The 21,968-nt window shown below is 43.3% G+C and carries 16 protein-coding genes; 2 read left to right on the top strand and 14 right to left on the bottom strand.

Annotation, left to right across the window (positions count from 1 at the left end; genetic code table 11):
* Window positions 1–18: 18 nt before the first annotated feature.
* The 8 genes from NSS87_RS12520 to NSS87_RS12485 form a co-directional block, all read right to left on the bottom strand.
* The gene (locus tag NSS87_RS12520) at window positions 19–858 is read right to left on the bottom strand and encodes a carbohydrate ABC transporter permease (protein ID WP_339247474.1); all 840 of its coding nucleotides are present in this window, start codon (window positions 856–858) and stop codon (window positions 19–21) included.
* Window positions 859–861: 3 nt separating this feature from the next.
* The gene (locus NSS87_RS12515) at window positions 862–1,782 is read right to left on the bottom strand and encodes a sugar ABC transporter permease (RefSeq protein ID WP_042132108.1); all 921 of its coding nucleotides are present in this window, start codon (window positions 1,780–1,782) and stop codon (window positions 862–864) included.
* Between the two features lie 142 nt (window positions 1,783–1,924).
* Window positions 1,925–3,262, bottom strand: coding sequence for an extracellular solute-binding protein (locus tag NSS87_RS12510; protein WP_149644202.1), 1,338 nt, complete (start codon window positions 3,260–3,262; stop codon window positions 1,925–1,927).
* Window positions 3,263–3,382: 120 nt separating this feature from the next.
* Window positions 3,383–4,951: a response regulator gene (locus tag NSS87_RS12505; RefSeq protein WP_339247471.1), complete on the bottom strand. Its 1,569-nt coding sequence runs from the start codon at window positions 4,949–4,951 to the stop codon at window positions 3,383–3,385.
* Window positions 4,944–6,719 carry a sensor histidine kinase gene (locus NSS87_RS12500; protein WP_339247470.1) on the bottom strand — a complete coding sequence of 592 codons (1,776 nt, stop codon included), beginning with the start codon at window positions 6,717–6,719 and terminating at the stop codon, window positions 4,944–4,946. Before NSS87_RS12500 ends, NSS87_RS12505 begins: the two co-directional genes overlap by 8 nt.
* 182 nt (window positions 6,720–6,901) lie before the next feature.
* Window positions 6,902–7,696: an ABC transporter ATP-binding protein gene (locus NSS87_RS12495; protein WP_339247468.1), complete on the bottom strand. Its 795-nt coding sequence runs from the start codon at window positions 7,694–7,696 to the stop codon at window positions 6,902–6,904.
* Entirely contained in the window at window positions 7,689–8,612 is a 924-nt protein-coding gene (locus tag NSS87_RS12490; protein WP_339247466.1) for an ABC transporter permease, read from the bottom strand. The genes NSS87_RS12495 and NSS87_RS12490 overlap by 8 nt, the downstream gene beginning before the upstream one ends.
* 61 nt (window positions 8,613–8,673) lie before the next feature.
* Entirely contained in the window at window positions 8,674–9,744 is a 1,071-nt protein-coding gene (locus NSS87_RS12485; RefSeq protein ID WP_339247465.1) for an ABC transporter substrate-binding protein, read from the bottom strand.
* 324 nt (window positions 9,745–10,068) lie between these two features.
* Here NSS87_RS12485 and NSS87_RS12480 point away from each other — a divergent pair, with 324 nt between their 5' ends.
* The gene (locus tag NSS87_RS12480; RefSeq protein ID WP_042187414.1) at window positions 10,069–11,004 is read left to right on the top strand and encodes a C40 family peptidase; all 936 of its coding nucleotides are present in this window, start codon (window positions 10,069–10,071) and stop codon (window positions 11,002–11,004) included.
* Between the two features lie 94 nt (window positions 11,005–11,098).
* On the opposite strand, the gene NSS87_RS12475 is transcribed toward NSS87_RS12480, so the two are convergent.
* Both NSS87_RS12475 and NSS87_RS12470 read right to left on the bottom strand, forming a co-directional pair.
* Window positions 11,099–13,825, bottom strand: a complete 2,727-nt coding sequence (locus tag NSS87_RS12475) for a calcium-translocating P-type ATPase, SERCA-type (protein WP_339247462.1) — start codon at window positions 13,823–13,825, stop codon at window positions 11,099–11,101.
* A 97-nt stretch (window positions 13,826–13,922) separates the two neighbouring features.
* The gene (locus NSS87_RS12470; protein ID WP_231573434.1) at window positions 13,923–14,336 is read right to left on the bottom strand and encodes a DUF2500 domain-containing protein; all 414 of its coding nucleotides are present in this window, start codon (window positions 14,334–14,336) and stop codon (window positions 13,923–13,925) included.
* Window positions 14,337–15,205: 869 nt separating this feature from the next.
* On the opposite strand from NSS87_RS12470, the gene NSS87_RS12465 reads away from it, so the two are divergent.
* A complete protein-coding gene (locus tag NSS87_RS12465) occupies window positions 15,206–16,066 on the top strand; it encodes a YitT family protein (RefSeq protein WP_339247458.1) in 861 nt (286 codons plus the stop codon).
* Window positions 16,067–16,649: 583 nt separating this feature from the next.
* On the opposite strand, the gene NSS87_RS12460 is transcribed toward NSS87_RS12465, so the two are convergent.
* The 4 genes from NSS87_RS12460 to NSS87_RS12445 all read right to left on the bottom strand — a co-directional run bounded on the left by NSS87_RS12460 (window position 16,650) and on the right by NSS87_RS12445 (window position 21,797).
* Window positions 16,650–16,937 (bottom strand): stage VI sporulation protein F, encoded by a 288-nt coding sequence (locus NSS87_RS12460; RefSeq protein ID WP_042187408.1) that lies wholly within the window; start codon window positions 16,935–16,937, stop codon window positions 16,650–16,652.
* A gap of 66 nt (window positions 16,938–17,003) precedes the next feature.
* Window positions 17,004–19,055 carry an ATP-dependent DNA helicase RecG gene (gene recG, locus NSS87_RS12455; protein WP_149644193.1) on the bottom strand — a complete coding sequence of 684 codons (2,052 nt, stop codon included), beginning with the start codon at window positions 19,053–19,055 and terminating at the stop codon, window positions 17,004–17,006.
* Window positions 19,056–19,064: 9 nt separating this feature from the next.
* The gene (locus NSS87_RS12450; protein WP_042187404.1) at window positions 19,065–19,928 is read right to left on the bottom strand and encodes a DegV family protein; all 864 of its coding nucleotides are present in this window, start codon (window positions 19,926–19,928) and stop codon (window positions 19,065–19,067) included.
* An 84-nt stretch (window positions 19,929–20,012) separates the two neighbouring features.
* A complete protein-coding gene (locus NSS87_RS12445) occupies window positions 20,013–21,797 on the bottom strand; it encodes a DAK2 domain-containing protein (RefSeq protein WP_339247455.1) in 1,785 nt (594 codons plus the stop codon).
* Between the last annotated feature and the right edge of the window lie 171 nt (window positions 21,798–21,968).

The raw sequence follows: 21,968 nt of genomic DNA, 5'->3' as shown, positions 1-21,968 counted from the left end.
CTTTCTTCATTAGATATTTTATCCTTTCAAACCACTGGTGCTGATTCCTTCCACAATCTGCTTTTGAAAGATAAAGAAAATAATCATGACGGGTGCCAAGCTAAGAACGGACATGGCGAACATGGGTCCCCAGTTGGACACGGACTCACTGTCGAGGAACATTTTCAGCCCCATAGAAACTGTATATTTAGATGGAGAGTTCAGGTACAACACTGGCCCAAGCAGGTCTTCCCAGCGCCAATAGAAGGAAAAGATCGCTGCAGTAGCCATAGATGGACGGATGAGTGGGAGAATGATTCTGAAGTACAGACCAAATTTCCCGCACCCATCAATCGTAGCCGCTTCGTCAAGTTCAACAGGTATTGTCCGAATAAACTGCAGCATTAGGAAAATAAAGAACGGAACACCGAAGAACTGTGGAACCACGATCGGCTTGATACTATCGAGCCATTCCAATTTCGCATAGATGATATATTGCGGGACTAGCACTACATCTGAAGGAAGCATAAGCGTCATCATCATGATACCGAACCATAAGCCATGCCCTACAAACTTATTACGTGCAAATCCGAAGGCTACCAGTGAAGAAGAAACCACCGCTCCTAGAGTGGCAACAACGACAATAATTAATGAATTCTTTATGAAGACACCAAAGGAATATCCGGCAATCCCTTCCCAGCCTTTAGCATAATTCCCCCATACCCATTGATCGGGAAGAAGCTGCTGAGCGGTAACGAATACAAGCCGGCTCTCTTTAAAAGAGCTCATGATCATCCACAAAATCGGATACAGCATAATGATAGCGAGGCCACCGATAAGAATGTGATACAGCGGCCATTTCAGTTTCATTTTCGCCATGGATTATTTTCCTCCTTCCGATTCGTAGAAGACCCACGATTTGGATGTCTTGAACAAAATTCCGGTCATGATGCCGACTAGCAACAACATCACCCACGCCATAGCTGAAGCATAACCCATATTATTAAACATAAAGGCCTGACGGAATAGATATAGAGAATACAACATCGTACCGTCCATTGGTCCGCCTTCACCTTTAGAGATAATATAAGCTGGAACAAAGGTCATAAATGCACTGATCGTCTGCATGACTAGATTGAACAGAATAACTGAGCTTAGGAGGGGCATTGTAATCTTAAAGAACTTTCTGAAAAAGCCTGCTCCATCTACACTAGCTGCCTCGTACATTTCACCAGGAATATTCTTTAGACCTGCCAGAAAGATCAACATGGATGAACCAAATTGCCACACGGATAAAGTGATCAACATAATAAGCGCAGCGCTCGGATTACCAAACCAACTTACTGGACCAAGGCCGAAAAAACCGAGCATGCCATTAATAATTCCAGTATCACTAAAAATATTGCGCCACATGATGGATACCGCCACACTGCCTCCTATAATAGAAGGTAAATAATAAGTTGTACGATAGGCTCCGATCATGCGTGATTTCGTATTGAGAATCATAGCCACAAATAAGGCAAAGGTGAGGCGTAAAGGTACACCAATAAATACGTAAAGCAGCGTCACCTTTAGTGAATGTAAATATTTCGGGTCATTCGAGAACATTTTGATGTAATTATCAAATCCGATCCATTTAGGTGGAGCGAACAAATTGTATTTGGTAAATGAAAGATAAAGAGAAATGATCATCGGGATCAGTGTGAAGCAAAGGAAGCCAATGACGAATGGACTGATAAAGGCATATCCTGTAAGGTTGCTTCGTAAGCTCCGGCCTGTTAGCTTCTTTTTCTTAAAAGCCAGCGGATTCGAAGGAAGGGGATTCGTGGATGCCAAGGGTCTCCAACTCCTTTTTATGTGAATAATAAGGGAAACGGACTGCCGCCTAACCAAATGGCATGCCGTTTCCCATGTTAGACGCAGTATAGTTATCTGTTACCTTCTATTACCGGCTGGAGAGAATAGCGTTCGCTTCTTTTCGGAACTGTGCGGCGGCTGCGGCTGGGTCAATTTTGCCGAAGTTCATTTGTTCAGCAAGGTCTGTAAGGAGTGCTACTACCTCTGGCGATCCAACTGGCGGACTCATTGGAGAAGTAGTAGGCTCCATGTCAGCTACGAATTTAAATACTTGTTTACCGGAATCCGTTAATTGTGAGGCTACAGATTCTTTGATTTTGCTTGAAATTGGCACACCACGTTCGCCTTTGATTAAATTGTTGGCTTCGGGATCATTAATCCAGAAATCAACGAACTTCGCTGCTTCTTCCTTCACTTTTGAGTTAGAAGTAACCGACCAATACATACTTGGCTGCATGTAGAGTCCTTTTTCCATATCCGGACCAGGCATTTGTGCCAGTGCCATAGGGCGATTTACAGCGATTTGCAAAGCAACATATTGGTTCGACCATTGCCATACGCCGATGCCTGTTCCTTTAACAATATCAGACTCTTCGATAACGCCTTTGTTTTGGCTCAGTTTGTCTTGGGATGGAACCGCTCCATCTTTAATTAAACCAGACAACATTCCGAAAAAGTCAGTGAACAAGGCATCATCCTCATATCCAAGCGCTGAACCATCATTGTTATAAAGTGCCAGCCCTTTTGTACGCAGATAATAGTTGAAGAATACGTCAGCTGCCATAGAACCGTCGATATACAGTCCAGCTGATTTAGCTTTCGCAGCAATTTCTTTGTACTGATCCCAAGTCCAGTTCTCAGGAATGGAATCCACCCCTGCCTTCTTCAGCAATTCTGGGTCATATTGAAAACCAAGTACGTTAACGCCTAATGGAATTCCGAATTGCTTCTCATTGATCACCCCAGTACTAAGGACGTTCTCATTCACATCGCCGACTTGGATCTGAGAGTTCAAATAAGGCTTCAAATCTTCGAGCTGTCCGTTAGACCCATATTGATTAATATAAGAAATATCCATTTGAACGATATCAGGAAGACGATTCGCTGCTGCTTGAGGCGCAAGTTTCTTCCAATAATCATCGAATGAAGCATATTCAGGCTCAATCGTTACATTCGGGTATTTGGCTTCATACATATCAATCACTTGTTGTGTATAAGAATGCCGTGTATCTCCACCCCACCAAGCTATACGCAGAGTTACGGGTTCTGCTGAAGTTGTAGCTGCGGGTTTCGTTTCTGAAGGCGTGTTTGTAGCGGAATCCGTAGCGGCAGCACTATTATTGTTATTACCTCCACCACAACCAGCTAACATCGATGACAACAACAATGGTACGGCTAGTAAAGCGAATCTCTTTTTCAAATTCATGTCCCCTTTTCCTATAATAGTATAAAGGCTCTGATCCCTTTAGGTAGCGCTTTCATGTATAAATCTTCTCAAATATTCAGTGATTGTTGAATACAAAAAACCGTCTTGTTTGTTCAATAATCAGTTCCCTTGAGAGGGTTTCATAAATTCTGTGGGTGTTTGCCCAGTTACTTTTTTGAACACTTGACTAAAATACTGTGCATTCCCACCGAAGCCGAACATTTCAGCGAGCTCAAATACTCTTACATCACCACTATGCATAATGTGTTCTGATGCTTTAGTAATCCGGTAATTGGTAACGTAATTAGAGAATTTCTCCCCCGTGATTTTCTTGAATATTTTCCCGAGATAATCAGGATTCATATATAACATCTCAGCAGCGACTGAGCTAAGTGAAAGTTCCGCATTCTTATAATCATCCGCAATAATTTTGAACATTTTATCTACGATTAAGGATTGGCGACAGCGAAAATGACGATCATACATCGCTGTCAAACGAGCAGCAGCATCTTTTACATAGGCTTTAAGACCACTTAAAGTCCTGATCTCAGCCAGTTCCACCATACTTGAAGTAAAGGTATTTCTTTCATCAGGGACGGCTAGACGTATCATCGCAGAATACAATTGTAAAACATAAGATCGCGTTACATTAATATCCACACGCTGTTCAGCTAGCAGATTAAATAACCGCTCTAATTCAAACTCTACTGCACTTTGTTCGCCCGCCTTAATCAGCAGACAGATTTGCTCTTCATCTAGTTCAATGTCATTTCTTCCGCTTAGTTCATCACTAGGAATATCACTTCCTGTGATCAGGCCTCCCTCTTCCATATAAAAACAGTGGTTAAGGCATTGCAGAGTCTGACGATACAATCTCCGTGAATGTATCATGAAGTCCGCGTCACTAATCGCAATGGTTACATCCACTTTATAAAATTTGTAGAACATTTTCCGTACATCAGAAATTCGTTCAAGCAGTGTACTATTCAGCGCAGCCTCTCCTTCGACTTCCATTAGTGTCAGAATAAATCCGCCTATCCTTGTACTAAGCAGCGTTTCTTGCAGCATATCCTGTGCAATATTTTGCAAAGCAAATAGTTGCTCATATTCATAAGAACCTTCCAGTCTGAACAAAATCAAACGCACCACTTTGTCATTTAATTCGATACCTAGCAGCTCCTGATAATACTCTAAATCTTGACTCCCGTACGTTTTGTTAGAGATCCATTCCTTCAAAAATTGTTCCTTTACATGCGGTAGAACTTTAGTAAAACGTTGCTTCATATCATTTACAAATTCCGTCCGGCCCTTAAGTTCATCGAGCTCTGCTACCAGTTCAACTAACGCATCATGAATTTGATTCTCGTTGCACGGCTTAAGCAGATAATGTTTCACTCCATGCTGCATAGCGATACAAGCGTAGTCAAAATCCTTATACCCCGTCAACATAATGAACTTTACCTCAGGAAACCGATCACTACATTTCTGCACCAAGCCTAGTCCATCCAATCCGGGCATGGAAATATCAGTAATCACTATTTCAGGGCGAAGCTCCTCTATTTTCTCTAAGGCTTCTATCCCGTTTCGTGCAGTACCCACAAGTTCCGTTCCTGCCTGTGCCCAGTCCACTACCTGAGATATGCCTTCTAGTATCAACCGTTCATCATCAACCAGCAGTAACTTATACATTCTCTTGCACTCCTTTTAAATAAGGTATACGTACATGTATTGTCGTTCCTTGACCTGGCTCACTTTCAATCACTGTACCCCATTCTGGGCCAAATACGATTTGAATACGCTCTGCGATGTTCGCTAACCCAATGCCTTCGCCACGTGTCTTAACTCTTCCCTGCTGTAAATCTTTGATGAACTCGGCACTCATCCCCGGCCCATTATCACTAACACGAATATCAAGGCCCTGTTCTTCCTCACTTACGGTTATAGAAATCGTGCAAGGCTCGATATTAGGCTCCAATGCATATCGGATCGCATTCTCGATCAACGGCTGAAGCGTCAGCTTCGGAATTAAAGCGTCATGCAAATGCTCTGGAAAATCCATGCGGAAATCAAGTCTCTCGTCAAATCGTGTCTTCTGGATAATGACATAATTGCGCACAATGGTGAGCTCTTTTTCAATCGTAATCAACGGGTCTTTAAGACCAATCGAACTGCGAAACAAATAGCCAAGCGCTTCTACCATTTCTGAGATTTTAGCTTGCTTGTTCATCTTCGCTAACCAATTGATCGATTCAAGTGTATTGTACAAAAAATGCGGATTGATCTGTGCCTGCAGTGCTTTAAGCTCGGTCTCTCTAATAATGAGCTGCTTCGCATAATTCTCATCGATAAGTTCTCTGATTCTGCGGATCATCATTTTAAAGGTTCTGTTAAGCTGACTTACCTCGTCCTGCGCAGTTTGTGAAACGACACCTAGCGACTGTTCCTCCAGATTATCCAGATCACCCTTCTCGATTTGTTTCATTTTTTTGGTCAGCTTTGAAATCGGGCGTACAATACTTCGGGCTAATCGATAGCCTAAGAGCAATCCAATTAGTAATATGAGCGCGAATATGATGACGACCAATTTTTTTACAAAAGTAATATGTTTGAACATCTCATTGAAGGGGGTCGCATTGATATACATCCATTCCATATAAGATGATTTAGTCTTCGTTATAAAATATGTTCCTTCTTCATACTTAGCCGTACGATAAAGCTCGGAACGTTCCGTTTCCGCTTTAAGCTCATTTGGCAGCAACATCGGAGTTTGGGGATAAACCGCTAGCCCTGAAGTCGCATCTGCAACAATCAACTGATCGCCATCCGAAGTGTTACTAGTGCTATCTGCAATAATACGATCAATCCGAATTCGAATGACTAACGTCCCTAAATCGTCCAGCGTAAAGGTTGATCCGGTGTAAGATTTAATCTGCCGAACAGCCAGGAGTGAATTCTTATTCCCTTGGGGATACCACACAATACTACCGCTAGCTTCCTTAGCCAGAGGCTTTAATTGATCCTGGAGATCCTGTGATACACCTTCCCGATTACCCGCAGTCATAGCTCCGCCATTCGTATCCAACAACATCATGGAATAAACGTATTTCTCTGCTCCTGCAAAGGCAACTAACCTGTTGATGATTTTATTATGTAGGACCTGCCGTTCATATGGTTGAGGATCATCCTGTAACTGGCGAAGACATTCCTGAATTTGCTCATCAGAGACCACTGTAAAAGAAAGTTGTTCCAGCTCTCTCAAAGTACTCTCTATACTGATAGATGACATTCCCAGCACTTCAGATGCCTTTTCATAGATTTGCTTGTCATAAATTCGATAAACATACTGCAGGACGGTTAAAGAGAACAGAAAGGACAGCAGCAGCAAAAATGAAATGATCAATATCATTTTATTAAAAATCCCTGAACTCCTGTAAGCGCTAACATTCTTCAAAAACATAAGCATCCTCCAATTCACTCCAAACCCTTATTATGGGAAGTAATATTTATCATCACTATATCCTATCATAAATGATATTGAAGCATTTGGGAAAACTTACAACAAAAAGGACTTAAAGCGAAATCCAGAGTCAGAATTCACTTTAAGCCCCTATCCTGAGCTTAAGATACTCCTATAAAAGACTAACCTAGCATCATTCGATCATCCGCCAGTTTATGACCACTGATGGTCTCAAATTCTCCCAGCAGGCGTTCTACCGTAAGATCCTTTTTCCTTGTTTCATCAATATCAAGGATAATACGGCCTTTATCCATCATGATAAGACGATTGCCAAGACGTATAGCCTGCTCCATGTTATGGGTAACCATAAGCGTAGTCAGCTTCATCTCACGGACGATAGACTCTGTCAGTTTAGTAATCAGCTCCGCTCGTGAAGGATCAAGTGCCGCTGTATGTTCGTCTAACAGCAAAATTTGCGGCTGGGTAAAGGTTGCCATTAGCAAACTCAGTGCTTGTCTCTCCCCACCAGATAATAATCCTACCTTAGCTCGCAGACGATTCTCCAATCCAATCCCGAGACGACTTAACTCCTCACGAAACATCGTCCGTCTCGCTGCATTTACACCAAACGATAATCCTCTACTCTTCCCTCTTTTAAAAGCCATCGCTAAATTTTCTTCAATCGTCATCCGTGGAGCCGTACCTGCCATCGGGTCCTGAAAAACCCGTCCGATCCAGCGACTGCGCTGATATTCTGCTAAATGGCTAATCGAACTCCCTTCAATACTAGCTGAACCAAGATCCGGCTTCATCACACCAGAAATAATGTTCATTAGCGTTGATTTACCAGCACCATTGCTTCCAATAATGGTAACAAAGTCACCAGGAAGAAGCTCCAAATCAATGCCAAGCAGCGCGATCTTCTCATCCGGTGTCCCAGGATTAAACAGCTTAGATACGTTATCCAGTTTAAGCATCGATGGCACCTCCTCTCTTGCTGCTAAGCGCTTGTTCAGCTAATTCAAGCGAACGTTTACGCGCCATATTCTTCTGCTTCAAGAAACGCTGAATCGATGGGAATACAAGTGCGAAAATAACGATAATTGCCGTAATCAGCTTAAGATCCGAAGGTCTCAACCATGGTACATACAAGGCTAATGCCACTACGATTCGGTAAACAATAGATCCCAGAACAACTGCCAACGTCGCACGGAATACATTTCCAGCACCGAAAATGGCTTCACCAATGATTACCGAAGCTAAGCCGATAACAATCATCCCTATACCCATTGAGGAATCCGCAAAGGTAGAATACTGAGTGATCAATGCACCTGAAAGTGCCACCATTCCGTTGGATAAACTGACGCCGAGAATTGTCGTGTTATCTGTGTTTACACCCAGACTACGGATCATTCTTGCATTATCTCCGGTAGCCCTTAAAGCAAGCCCAAGATCAGTACGCAAGAATAAATCCATTAGAATTTTCACAAATAAAACAATAAAAGGAAGAACAAGAAGCGGATTGATGGACGAGAACAACGTGGTATCACCCATTAGTGACCAGTTAGGCTTACCGCCAAAAATTCTCAGATTGATGGAATAAAGTGCGATCATCATTAGAATCCCGGATAACAGTCCATTAATCTTGCCCTTCGTATGTAGTAGACCGGTACACATTCCTGCCAGCATCCCACCTGCAATAGCAGCAAGCGTCGCTAACCAGGGTGCATAACCATTGGTAATCATAACAGCCGCAATAGCACCGCCAGTAGTAAAGCTTCCATCTACAGTCAAATCAGGAAAATCCAAAATGCGAAAAGTAATATATACCCCTAAAGCCATAAATGCATAGAGCAAACCCATTTCCACAGCCCCGAGCATTGAATCATACATAGAAGTCTTCTCCTTTCAAGCATCAAGGGGCGCCCTCAAGGAATCGCCCCTATATAATGTCTTATTGAATAATATTGTTAGCTTGATCGGCAACTTCTTTTTTCATCGCATCCGTCACTTCTATGCCTTGTGCGGCAGCGGCTTTAAGGTTAAGGATAAGATCGAGCTTTTCTTGCATCGTTACTTTCATATCTGCTGGCTTTTTACCATTCTTCAGAATGTCCACTGCCATTTGTCCAACTTGGTAACCATGATCGAAATATTTGAAGCCAACGGTTGCAAATGCGCCTTTTTCAACGGTATCCCGGTCGCTGGAGAAGAACGGAATTTTCTTATCATTAGCTGTTTGAATGATGGTATCAACAGCACTCACTACTGTATTATCCAAAGTAATGTAGAATGCATCTACACGACCAGCAAGTGATTCAGCAGCTTGCTTCACTTCAGAAGTATTCGTGATGGCTGCCTTCACAAGCTCAATGCCATGTTTATCCAGCTCTTTCTTAGCAATATCCGCCATAATTACAGCGTTCGGTTCACCTTCATTGATAACAATGCCCAGCTTCTTCACATTAGGAAATTGAGTAGCAATGAATTGCATTAATCTATTAATAGCTTCAGGATTCGTATCTGATACACCAGAAACATTTCCACCTGGGTGCTCCAGATCAGTTACGATCTTTGCATCGAGTGGATCAGTCACTGCTGCGAACAGTATCGGAGTGTCCTTACTTGATTTACTAAGCGCTTGAACAACCGATTGAGCAGAAGGTGTTGCAATAGCCAATACCAAATCATTAGTGTCAGCTGCAATCTTCTGAGCAATGGTCAAGTTATTCGCAGGGTCAGCTTGAGCATTCTCAAGGTCAACCTTCAAGTTCTCTCCTTCAATAAGCCCGGCATCCTTCAAAGCAGCAAGAATACCTTCGCGTGTAGCATCAAGTGATGGATGTTCTACGTATTGCGAAATTGCGATTTTGTACGTTTTGGAATCAGCGGTTCCAGCATTCGTTGGCGCATTTCCAGTGCTTGTTGCGTTTCCTGAGTTTACAGCGGCATTATTGTTGCCACAGCCAGCAGCTACTAGCATGAAGCATAAGCTTAAACCTGCAAAAATGTTTCTCTTTTTCATTAAAGTACCCCATTTCATTAGATTATTAACGCGTGCATCAAAGTGAGCGACTCAGCATTATCACTTTTATCGATAAAAGCATTAAAGCATAAGCTTACACGTACCTCACAATAATGATAGAAATCTATTAAACCTATATTATATGGAGGTTGTTTATCCGTCAATCACTTATCCTACTTCCATAGATTACAAATTTTATAGCGCATAACTCACCAATATAGGAAGGACTTGGTTATGTCTTACAGTGATTGCCTTGGTCCCCATTACATAAAAAAAAGCCCCCTGCACAAACTTAAACTACAGTTTGAATTTGGAGCGTGTCATATGCCTAATAACCACAAAAAATTACTATCCACTGCTACTGTATTGCTCGCTGCCGTTTTATCAAGTACCGCATGCGGTTACTCTTCACAATCACAAAAACCCAAGGTAAACGCCGTAACTCCCGATGGCATGCAAGCCTCAAGTTATTATGAAAAGTCCGCCATCACCGATGCTCAAGGAAAGTACTGGATTCCACTCAAACCTGCGATTACTTCACTCGGTTATCGTATGAAAGATGATGCTACTCATGGGGGATACACCAAAATTGGCTACAGTGATGTTATGTATATGCTGCGCCCTGGCTCTACTCAAGTCTTCTCCCTAGGTGAGAAAATCACATTACCGCAGGCACCTAGACGACAAGAAGGTCAAATCTATATCACACCTTTAGCCCTATCCAAATTTCTTCAAACGGAGGTGGGTTGGAATCCTCAGTCTGGTGAAATCAACATAGCCACACCGACCGACCATGAAGCTATTATAAAAACACCATCTGCTAAATCATTGAATGAAGCTAAACCATTTCACATTCAAAGTATTTCTGAAGCAGATAAGAAGGAATTAGTTACTTATGCCAAAAAATTCTTAGGTGTGCCTTATGAATTCGGTACCGGGCCTTATGAAGAGACTAAGAAATTTGATTGTTCTTCTTTTACAAGGCATGTATTCAAACAATTCGGTGTAAACTTACCGCGCTTAGCCAAGGATCAAGATAATATAGGTTCTCGCGTACAACGCAGTGCATTAGATGTCGGCGATCTTATATTCTTCACTGTCCCAGGTCGGTTTGAAAGTGACGCTATACCCGGGCATGTCGGTATTTACATTGGGGATGGAAAGTTCATTCATACTTGGGGTGATCCCGGGGTTCAGATCAGTGAGCTGGACTCAGGGTATTGGAGCAACGTAATCCTGCATATGCAGCGCATTCTGTAACCCATATTACTGGCTAATGGCACCTATTAAGAAAGCCTGAATCCTCCGCTATGGAAGGGTTCAGGCTTCTTTGTTGCAGCATAAAGCGGTATTCTTAATCCCAGTTCTTGCCCTTGCCACTTAAACGTACAAACAGCTTTACAAACTCTACAATCACTATAATCGCCAGTGCTGCAGCAATTACAATTCCCCACTGTAACCCGCTTAAATGTGAGACACCAAACCAGTCATTCAGTCCTGGGATGATAATCACCAGCACCAGCATAAGTGTAGAGATCAGTGATGCCCACAGCATATACCGGTTGCTGAACCAGCCAATCTGGAACAACGATTTCGTATTGGATCTGACGTTAAACGCATGAGAAATTTGCAGCAATCCTAATGTGGCGAATGCCATCGTAACCGCAATCCCCTCATTGTAATGGGTATGTGCCCACTGGTATACAAACAGCGTAAGCGCGGCCTCTAATATACCCTGGTAGATGATCCCGATTCCCACGCCTCCAGCAAAGATACTGCTGCTGGCTTTGCGTGGTTTCTTCGACATCAAATCATCCCCCGCCTTCTCAAGCCCAAGAGCTAGTGCCGGTAGGGTATCGGTAACAAGATTAATCCACAGAATATGAATTGGCTCGAGTATCCGCCAGCCGATCATGGTTGCAATGAATAGCGTAAGCACTTCCCCAAGATTGGCTGAGAGTAGGAACTGGATGGCCTTACGGATATTGCTGTAAACCTTCCGTCCTTCTTCAACAGCAACAACTATGGTCGTAAAGTTATCATCTGCTAGCACCATGTCTGAGACGCCCTTTGCTACATCCGTTCCTGTGATCCCCATCCCGACGCCGATATCTGATGATTTAAGCGCAGGAGCATCATTCACACCGTCACCCGTCATAGCAACAATCTTCCCTTTTTTCCTCCACGCCTTAACGATCCGAACTTTATGTTCAGGAGATACACGTGCATAAACCGAATAATTAGTGACTTTCTCAGCAAATTCCTCTTCACTGAATTTATCCAGCTCACTGCCGGTCAATACGCCCGTCTCATCTTCGATAATACCTAATCTTTTAGCAATGGCCGCTGCAGTATCTCGATGATCTCCTGTAATCATTACAGGTCTAATCCCCGCTTTACGGCAGATAGCTACCGCATCCCGTACTTCCTCTCGTGGAGGATCAATCATACCGACTAAACCGATAAATACAAGTTCTTTCTCCGTAGCTTCCGGGGAGAGGTTAGTCGGTAGCTGCTGTTCATCTCTGAAAGCAAATGCCAACACCCGCAGTGCATCATTCGCAAGCATTGTATTACTTTCCATGATATGTCGTGAATGTTCATCATTAAAAGGAACGATCTCTCCATCCACGAAGATATGGCTGCATTTGGACAAAAGCACATCTGGTGCACCTTTCGTTAATACACGATAACGTCCGTTCTCAACTTCATGAATCGTTGTCATCAGCTTGCGATCGGAGTCAAATGGCAGTTCATTTTTACGTGGGAATTTCTTTTCTAAATCCCTTTTGTCAGTACCTATACTGAGCGCGTAGTCTACTAACGCTGTTTCCGTAGGATCCCCGATAATCGCTTTACCACTCTTAGTTTGCGGGTCCTTAGCTCCATCATTCCCTCCAGGTTCTTCAGAGGAATTCCCTTCGTCAATGCTGGAATCATTACAAAGCGTCATAGCCTGAAGCAATAGTTCACCACCCGGTGTCCCTTCAAGACCTTCAGCAGCTTCTTTCGTAGTTCCATTGACATGCACTTTTTCGACAGTCATCTTGTTTAGAGTCAAAGTACCTGTCTTATCAGAGCAAATAATTTCGGTGCTTCCGAGCGTCTCTACAGCAGGGAGTTTGCGAATGATCGCTTTACGTTTAGCCATCCGCTGCACTCCGAGTGCCAAGATAATCGTCACAATTGCTGGCAGCCCTTCAGGAATCGCTGCTACTGCAAGTGAGATCGAGGTGAGAAGCATATCCAGCAGCTCTCTACCCTCAAATATACCGACGGCAAAAATGACTACACAGACACCAAGAATAATAAAGGTGAAATATTTTCCTAGTTCATCCAGTTTCTTTTGCAGCGGTGTTACATCATTCTCTTCCTCCGAGATAAACCCAGCAATCCTGCCGACTTCAGTCTGCATTCCTGTAGCTGTGACGACACCAACCGCTCTACCGTAAGTTACATTGCTGCTCATATAAGCCATATTGGTACGATCCCCGATAACAATATCGCTTCCTTCAAGCACACCTATCTTCTTTTCTGAAGGTAATGATTCTCCGGTCAATGCGGCTTCCTCTGTTTTCAAAGAAGCAGCTTCTAACAGTCTAATATCCGCCGGAACTACATTTCCAGCTTCCAGCAATACGATATCCCCAGGTACGAGATCTTCACTTTTAATCTCTGAGACCTGACCTCCACGCCGCACTCTGGCATGCGGAGAGGACATACTTTTCAGGGCATCTAGCGCCTGCTCTGCCTTATTTTCCTGAATAACACCAAGTACCGCATTCAGGATGACTACCAACAAAATAATGACTGTATCTGTCCATTCTCCCAAAACCCCAGACAATACTGCCGCCACTAGCAAAATAAAGATCATTACATTTTTAAATTGTTCAATAAATTTTCCTAGCAGAGATTTAGTTTTTGCTTCTTGAAGTACGTTCTTCCCATACTGCTCCAGAAGTTTAGCGGCTTCACCGGAAGACAAACCATCTTTCCTAGTTTCCAGCCTTTTGAGCACTTCTTCCTCACTTAGTGTATGAAAAGGTACCTGCCCCTGCGATTTTGGATCATTTGAGTTCAAGACAATAGCCTCCTTCCGGGATTGAGATTCTGGTAAAACCTCTCATATGAGTCTTACCCAAAAAAGGCACGGTGATTCTAGAACGTTATGTACAATTTTAGAAATTAAGCTGTTCCGTCTGCTTGACTCGATCAAAGCTCTTGAATCTAGTCCCTTGATAAAGGAGTTCTCCTCGATCCCCTTCTACAATCAGACCAAAATCCTGATCTCTAACCTGCAATTCCAAGCGTCCACCATCCTCAAACTCAAACGTCACATAATAACTAGTATGTGCGCTCGACTCACCCGAACCACCCCATACCTCAGTCCGTTTCGTTACAGCTTTAGAGCTAGCTTTTATCAAGGGACTTGCGTTGTTGGCTATCCAGCTTCTCACTGATTTATAAATTATAAAGACGAAAACACCTAGAATAAACAAAGCAAATAATTTAAAAAATAGGGGCATCTCATGAATGAAACTTCCGAAAAAGCTTCGTTTATCAAAACCGTTAAAATCCTGCCATTCGCTCAAATTCATTCCTCCTGACTGATACAAGATAATAAAAGTCTTCTTTTCTACGAAATACGTCATTTTTCCCGTCCGGTTTCTTGTTTTCATCGTTTTCAAATGAATTTTTTTCACAAAACAATTTGGAATCAAATGATAAGGTATGGTATGCTTTTTATACTACATACAGTTGGGAGGTGTTATTTCGGTGCAATATATAGCGCGCTTGTCACTACTTTGGTTTCTTCGTATAGTCCTAATTCTAGGAATGATGTTTTCTTTTCCACCGGTTTGGTCTGGAGGATTATTCACTACGGAGCAAGAATCAAAGACAACCGAAATTGAACGCTACGAGCGAAAGTTTATAGCTCCCGTAAGGACGGTACCCCAAATAACTCCTCAAATAGGAGCCATCAAAATAACTGAACAGTGGGGAACTAAATCTATTGCGGTAGCCGCGATACTCCCTGTGCTTTCTTTTGTATTCCGTCCTGTGATCTATAAATTCTTGCTTCGACTGCGGCTGTACCTGTTAAAATTCACTTCTCACTTTCTAATATCACGCAATGCGAATTTCATATCTACCTTAAATGATTGTTACTGAAGGTCATTTAGAACTTCCATTGATAAAAATTCGAAGAAAGCGAAATAATTATAAGACACCTAAATGCAGGGTAGACTTTCGTGGATTATAGAGAATCGGATTTACCGGGAATCGGTAAAAATTTGTTATGCAAACTTACTTCTAGCATAGGAATCAAAATGGATCTATAAATTATTGGATACAGTATATAAATTAAAGAAGTGACATGCTGCTAAAATTATCCCAAAAAAAGCTGTCGCTCCCTACGAAAATGAATACGGTTGTTTCCCCTGCTAAAGGAGGAAAAACATTGCAGACAAAGACAACACAACATAAACAATTACGTAAAAATTCAGTATTCCGAGTTCTAACCGTTATTGCAGGAGCACTACTTGCCGCAGTAGGATTAGAGTTATTTCTCATACCACATGGGCTTGTAGTTGGTGGAATCACAGGTTTATCGGCATTATTCGCTCATACCACTGAAATGCGGTTGGGATTGTTTCTTTTTCTATTCAATCTACCTTTTATATTCATGTCTCGAAAGCAAGTGAATCTTCGCTTTGCTCTGTATACCGTTCTAGGATTAGCTTGCTTGACCATCGCTTCTCTTGCTCTACACCGTTTTCCTGCAGTGATTAGTGATCCTTTACCTGCTGCTATGGCAGGTGGCATATGTTTAGGACTCGGTATCGGTATATCTGTCCGATTCGGTGGTGTGAACAAACATGCAAGTGATCAAGGATATTCACTTCTGAGTGGTGGACCGCCAAAGTCAACCGAAGTCGTCATCATGATTCTAAACTGTGCTATTTTGCTTATAGCAGGCACACTATTTGGCTGGGAGCAAGCCATGTACTCCATTATTGCTTACTTATTGGCCTTCGAAGGTGTGAGATTCTCACTCCGAGGGTTATCCGATTCACGCGCTGCATGGATTACCAGCAATAGTTGCATGGATATCCAGGAAGCTCTCGAAAACTCATTAAATCGAGAAGTTGGGCTTGCTGAAGGCTCCGGGCAAAATGGAGAGCTGAGCACATTGTTTTGTCTCATCAACAAAATGGAAGAACATCAATTGCGGACCATCGTCCTTAATTGTGATCCTGACAGCCAAATTGTGCTCAAATCAGCTGCCAGTGATCAAAGATTGAGTAATCTGCCATCCTAACTATCAGGGCAGAATGATGAGCATGATAAGTATGTTGATTAAGCCTTCTTTGTTTGAAGGTAAACTTTATTATTCCACGTAAGATAAATAGCGTTTCTCCCGTGTATGGGGGGAGCGCTACTTTTGCGTTATCAACCGGGATTCTTTCGCTGGAATTACGATATCCTGCAAAAGTACATCTTTTGGCTCAGACATCCGCTCCATTAAGCCCAAATCCTGCAAATGTACAGGAATATCCTCATTTATGGCTCGAAAGCTTCTTCTGATGCAAGAATTCCTGCAGATTTGCAGGAATCAATACATTAACCCTCCTCGTATCATCTAAAGATGTACTATTGCAGGATTCTCGCCGGAAAATTATTGGTTAGTCTACGTTCGTTAATCAGTGTTCGTCAGTCAGCGTTCATTAATCAACGTTAATGAGCCAGTGTTTGTTTGTCTGCTTTTCACTAGAATTCATCCTTGATTCACACAAAAAAAGCTGTCTCAAAAGCAGCATTCACTACTTTTGAGACAGCCTCTACTCCTTTAGCTAGCTGAGAATCAAACCTAAGATCTAGCCTATACTCGCTAGCACACTTTCCTAACGGAACATTCCCCACAAACGGATCAAGTGGAAGGTGTTGTTTGGATCAATTTTCTGAGCGATAATAAATTTCACAATTTGGTCTTCCTGCGTCGAGGTCAATTTCTCGTTCAGTACACCAGACGCATTCCGTACCAGCCTGCGAACAACTGCCGTGTCCTGTAGCTCTTGTTTCGAGACGCCGTTAATCATATTTTTAATACGATCTTTGACAGTCGCGTTTTTCATCTTCAGCTTGATGCGTTCCACGAGCTGAGGGCTAATTCCGAATTGTTGATAACCCAAGTGTAGCACCTCCCGTCATATCCAATCTTTCACAGTATATGAGGCTTAGGAGCTAGATGTGCCTACTTAGTCAATTAATTCCCCTTGGAAAATTTGCTCGCCTTGTAAATAATGCCGAAGAGGTGCATATTCAGGAGATGTCCAGAACTTCTCATCCTTAAGCAGCTCTGCCACATCATCACGCGCCTGCTCCAGCACTTCAAAGTCAGCCGTCATATCCGCCAAGCGAAACTCCGGTAATCCACTCTGCTTGGTTCCAAAAAAATCACCTGGGCCACGCAGCTCCAAATCTCTCCGCGAAATCTCAAATCCATCATCGGTGTCCGTCATAGCAGTCATTCGTTCACGCCCGATTTCAGATTTCGGATCAGCCACTAGTACACAATAAGAGGCATGCTGACCTCTACCAACCCGTCCACGAAGCTGGTGCAGCTGTGATAATCCGAACCGGTCTGCATCCATAATAATCATCAACGTGGCATTAGGAACGTCTACACCCACCTCTACAACCGTTGTGGATACTAAGAGTTGCAGTTCATTGTTGTAAAATGCTCGCATCACTTCATCTTTTTCAGCTGGAGACATCTTTCCATGCAAAAGCCCAACTTTATAGTTAGGAAAAGCTTGGCTCATCTGAATATGTAAATCTATAGCATTCTGTACATCCAGTTTCTCCGATTCTTCAATGAGCGGACAGATCAGATACGCCTGACGTCCCAGCTCTATTTCACGCTTAATCAGATTTAGGACACGATCCATGAGATCATGCTTGACCCAATAACTAGTTATTGGCACTCGGCCTTTCGGTCTTTCCGACAGCGTGGATACATCCATATCTCCAAAAACAGAGATCGCAAGTGTACGTGGAATAGGTGTTGCAGTCATCGTAAGTACATCCGGATTATATCCTTTACGCCGCAATACACCTCGCTGGTTTACACCAAACCGATGCTGCTCGTCCGTAACTACAAGACCCAGATCACGGAAAAATACATCCTCCTGAATCAATGCATGCGTTCCTACAACAATATCGAGCATCCCCATTTGTAGTGAAGCTAACAATTCTTTACGTTTCCGTCCAGTTACGCTCCCTGTTAACAGACCAACCGTAATTCCAAACGGCTCAAACATCTTCGTAAGTGAACGCATATGCTGCTCTGCTAAAATCTCAGTGGGCACCATAAGCGCACCCTGAAAACCAGATCGCACGGTTGCAAAAAGCGCGACGGCAGCTAGTACCGTTTTGCCGGAACCCACATCACCTTGAAGCAGTCGATTCATGCAATATGGTGATCGCAGATCATGTAAGATCTCCAGCTCCACTCGTTTCTGAGCATCTGTAAGCTCAAAAGGTAAGCTGCGAACAAACTGGCGCACGGTTGCGTTATCTACGGTATGGACTACACCATCCATCCTACCACGATTGAGTACCCGGAATGCCTGCATCTTCAACTGGAACAGAAACAACTCCTCATACACCATCCTGCGGCGTCCCTGCTGCCCTTCACGCGTATCCTCTGGCCTATGAATGGTAGCAATCGCCCGTTTACGGGGCATAAAATCATATTGCCGCATAATAGAATGTGGTAGTATCTCAGGAATTAGATCTCCATACTGCTGAAGCGCCTGATTAATACTTTTCCTGATCCACGACTGCGTGATCTTTCCACCGATGGAATAGACCGGCTGTAGAGTCCCTGTCTTCCCTTCCCCACGATCGGGGAATTCAAAATCCGTCACTGTAATTTGATTTCGCTTCTGATCCCATTTACCTGTGAGTACAATTTCTCTTCCCACAGTAAGTTGCTCACGCACGTAATGACGATTAAACCATGTAGCTGTGAACATCCAAGGCTCAGCAACCATTTTACAACTAAGTCGTGACTTGCCTCCAAAACGTTGCAGTACGGGGATACCGATCACTTTAGCCTCTGTAGTCACTTTATCCCCATGTTTGGTTTCACTCAGCGAGCGCGGGCGATAATCCTCATAACGGAACGGATAATACTCTAACAAATCCTTTACTGTAAAGACGCCAAAGGCGTGAAGCTCGCTTTGCTTTTGAGCACTCACGCCAGTTATGTTTTTTACTTCAATTTGATTTAATGACAGTGTCATATTCATCCCTCATTTTGCAGGCCAAATGAATACAGCTAACGTACCGTTTCCGACATGGCTGCCCACGACAGGGCCGACGTTCGTCAGCACTTTCTCTTCTAGTGTAAAATGTCCTGACAGCTCTTTCAGGAACTCTTCACCGGAAGCCGGTTCAGCCGTATGACCCACGGCCACATTGATTTTGTCTACACCTTGAATATCCTTCTTAAATAATTCAATCATACGGGCAATAGCCTTCTTACGGCCTCTAACTTTCTCCACCGCATATATTATTCCTTCTGCATCAATAGACAGGATCGGCTTAATATTAAGAAGCGTTCCCAGAATGGCCGAGGCCTTTCCGATTCTCCCGCCTTTTTGTAAATATTCAAGTGTATCTACCAAGAAGTAAAGCTTACGAGATTGGCGCAGACTTTCTACAGCTTCAAGAATCGCTTCGGGACTCTTATCTTCAGCAGCCAATCTGGCGGCTTCCACCACCATAAATCCAAAACCGTAAGAAGCGGAGAGAGAATCTACTACAGTGATCCCTTCTCCCTCTTCCTCCAACATCGATTTAGCCAATAGTGCTGATTGGTACGTACCGCTTAGTCCAGAAGAAATATGAAACGAAAGGATAGGACTTCCCGGGTAACGTTCCAAAATATCTCGATACACATTCATGTATTCAACCGGTGAGGGTTGAGAAGTAGTCGGCAACTGTGACGAGCGGGGAAGTCGCTCATAGAACTGCTCCGGCGTCATATCCAGATTGTCCCGGAAAGCCTCTTCGCCGAACATCAAGGTCAAAGGGACGACCTCAATGCCATACGTTTCCGCCATTGCTGGCGGGATATCAGATGTGCTGTCGGTGACGATAATGGTACGATTCATGGATTATCTCCCCCATACTATAATTTTGCCAACTACGTAATTAGCAAGTTGCTCCTGAACTGTTATAGAACCCTCAGCATCTACCTATGGCTCTACGGAGAAAAGATAATAATAAAGGGGTTGGCCACCCTCATGAATCTCTACTTCCACATTAGGGTAAGTCTCTTCCAGCCACTCGCTTAAGGAATCTGTGACCTCAGAATCAGTTTCTGCTCCACTAAGGATCGTAACGATTTCATCGCCATTCTCAAGCATATTGGACAGCAGCGCCTGACTTGCAGCTAACAGATCATCTGCGGCAGCGACAATTTTGGAGTTCGAAATTCCGATAAATTGCCCGGATTTAATCTCCAGATCATCAAAGCTTGTATCACGGACAGCATTTGTTACTTGTCCTGACTTGACCTGTGAGATTGCTTCTAGCATGTTCCCAGAATTAGTCTCCTCAGAATCCTCTTCTTGGAACGCGAAGGCTGCAGCGATTCCTTGAGGAATGCTTTTGCTTGGAATAACCGTAATCTCACGTTCGCCTTCCAAGAGCTCCTTAGCTTGCTGAGCGGCAAGAACAATATTAGAGTTATTCGGCAGAATGTAAACATGCTTCGCAGAGATGGAAGAAATCGCGTTCACGAAATCCTCTGTGCTAGGGTTCATAGTCTGACCTCCAGCTAGGACTACGTCCACACCGAGGCTTTTGAAAATATCTGCAATCCCAGCGCCTGATGATACTGCGATGAATCCGTAAGGTGCCAAATCATCTGCTGGTGGTTCGGCTGGAGCTGATTGTACCCGGCTCTGTTCATCCGGCATATCGGCGAAAACATCTGGCATAGGTGCAATATCCATCCCTGCAGTTAACAAGTCACGGTGTTGCTCACGCATATTGAGAATATGAATCTGCGTAATTTCCCCATAGAGGAGTGCCAGATTCAAAACTTCACCTGGAGCCTTGGAATGCACATGCACTTTAATGGTTTCATCATCCGAAATTACAATAATGGAATCTCCATTTACTGACAACGCTTTCCTAAAGGTTTCCTCATCAAAGTCCGTTCTCACGTTACCGCCTAACTGGCGATTAATGAAGAACTCCATATCATATAGAAATTCTATGTCCTCTGTTGAAAGCTGTGATTGCGCAGAAGACTGTACAGAAGACAGTTCGCTTTCAGGTTTCTTTAACACCGGTACCGGTGTTGGCACGACTGGTGCCTGAGGTTGTCCTTTTACAGGTTCAGATACACCGGAGCTTCCGCTCGTCAGATGCTGGTGAAACCCTTCATAAATATAGACCAGTCCTTGACCGCCAGAGTCTACGACACCGACTTGCTTCAAGACAGGCAATTGTTCCGGTGTATAGGCTAAGGCTTCCTTTGCTTTGGCCAATACCTCTGTCATGAGCTCTGTAACATCTGTAGTTCGGCGAGCATAGTAGAGAGCATGTCTTGCAGCCTCTTTAGCCACTGTAAGAATAGTTCCTTCTACAGGCTTTACAACTGCTTTATAGGCTGCGTCCACTCCGCTTTGCAATGCAGCAGCAAATTGCTGTGTGTTCAGCTCATCATGTTGAGCTGCAGATCTGCTAAACCCTCTGAACAATTGAGATAAAATAACTCCGGAGTTCCCCCGTGCGCCCATTAACAAGCCCTTAGAGAGTACACCTGCACATTGACCGACAGACGTTGTATTATTTTTCTTCAATTCATTCGAACCTGCGGTCATCGTCAAATTCATGTTAGTTCCGGTATCTCCGTCTGGAACCGGAAAAACATTTAGGGAATTGACGTGTTCTGCATGCTGTTGCAGCTTATCCGCTCCAGCCAATACCATAGCGGTAAAATCTGTTCCGTTTATAGAACGCTTACTCAATTGAGAATTCCCCTTCCTAACTTCATGCCTAATCATTCTATGATTAACAGGACATAATGCACTAATTTACATTGTACTATAAGTATTAAAAGAAATAAATGTTTTTGAATCGGTTGACGTAGCAAAATTTGCTGTGATATTATAGATAAGTATTGTTTTATGCAGGTGTTA

Origin of the sequence: Paenibacillus sp. FSL F4-0243 (assembly GCF_037963295.1) — a bacterium.
GTDB lineage: Bacteria > Bacillota > Bacilli > Paenibacillales > Paenibacillaceae > Paenibacillus_AQ.
This window is presented reverse-complemented; position numbering and strand designations above follow the sequence as displayed.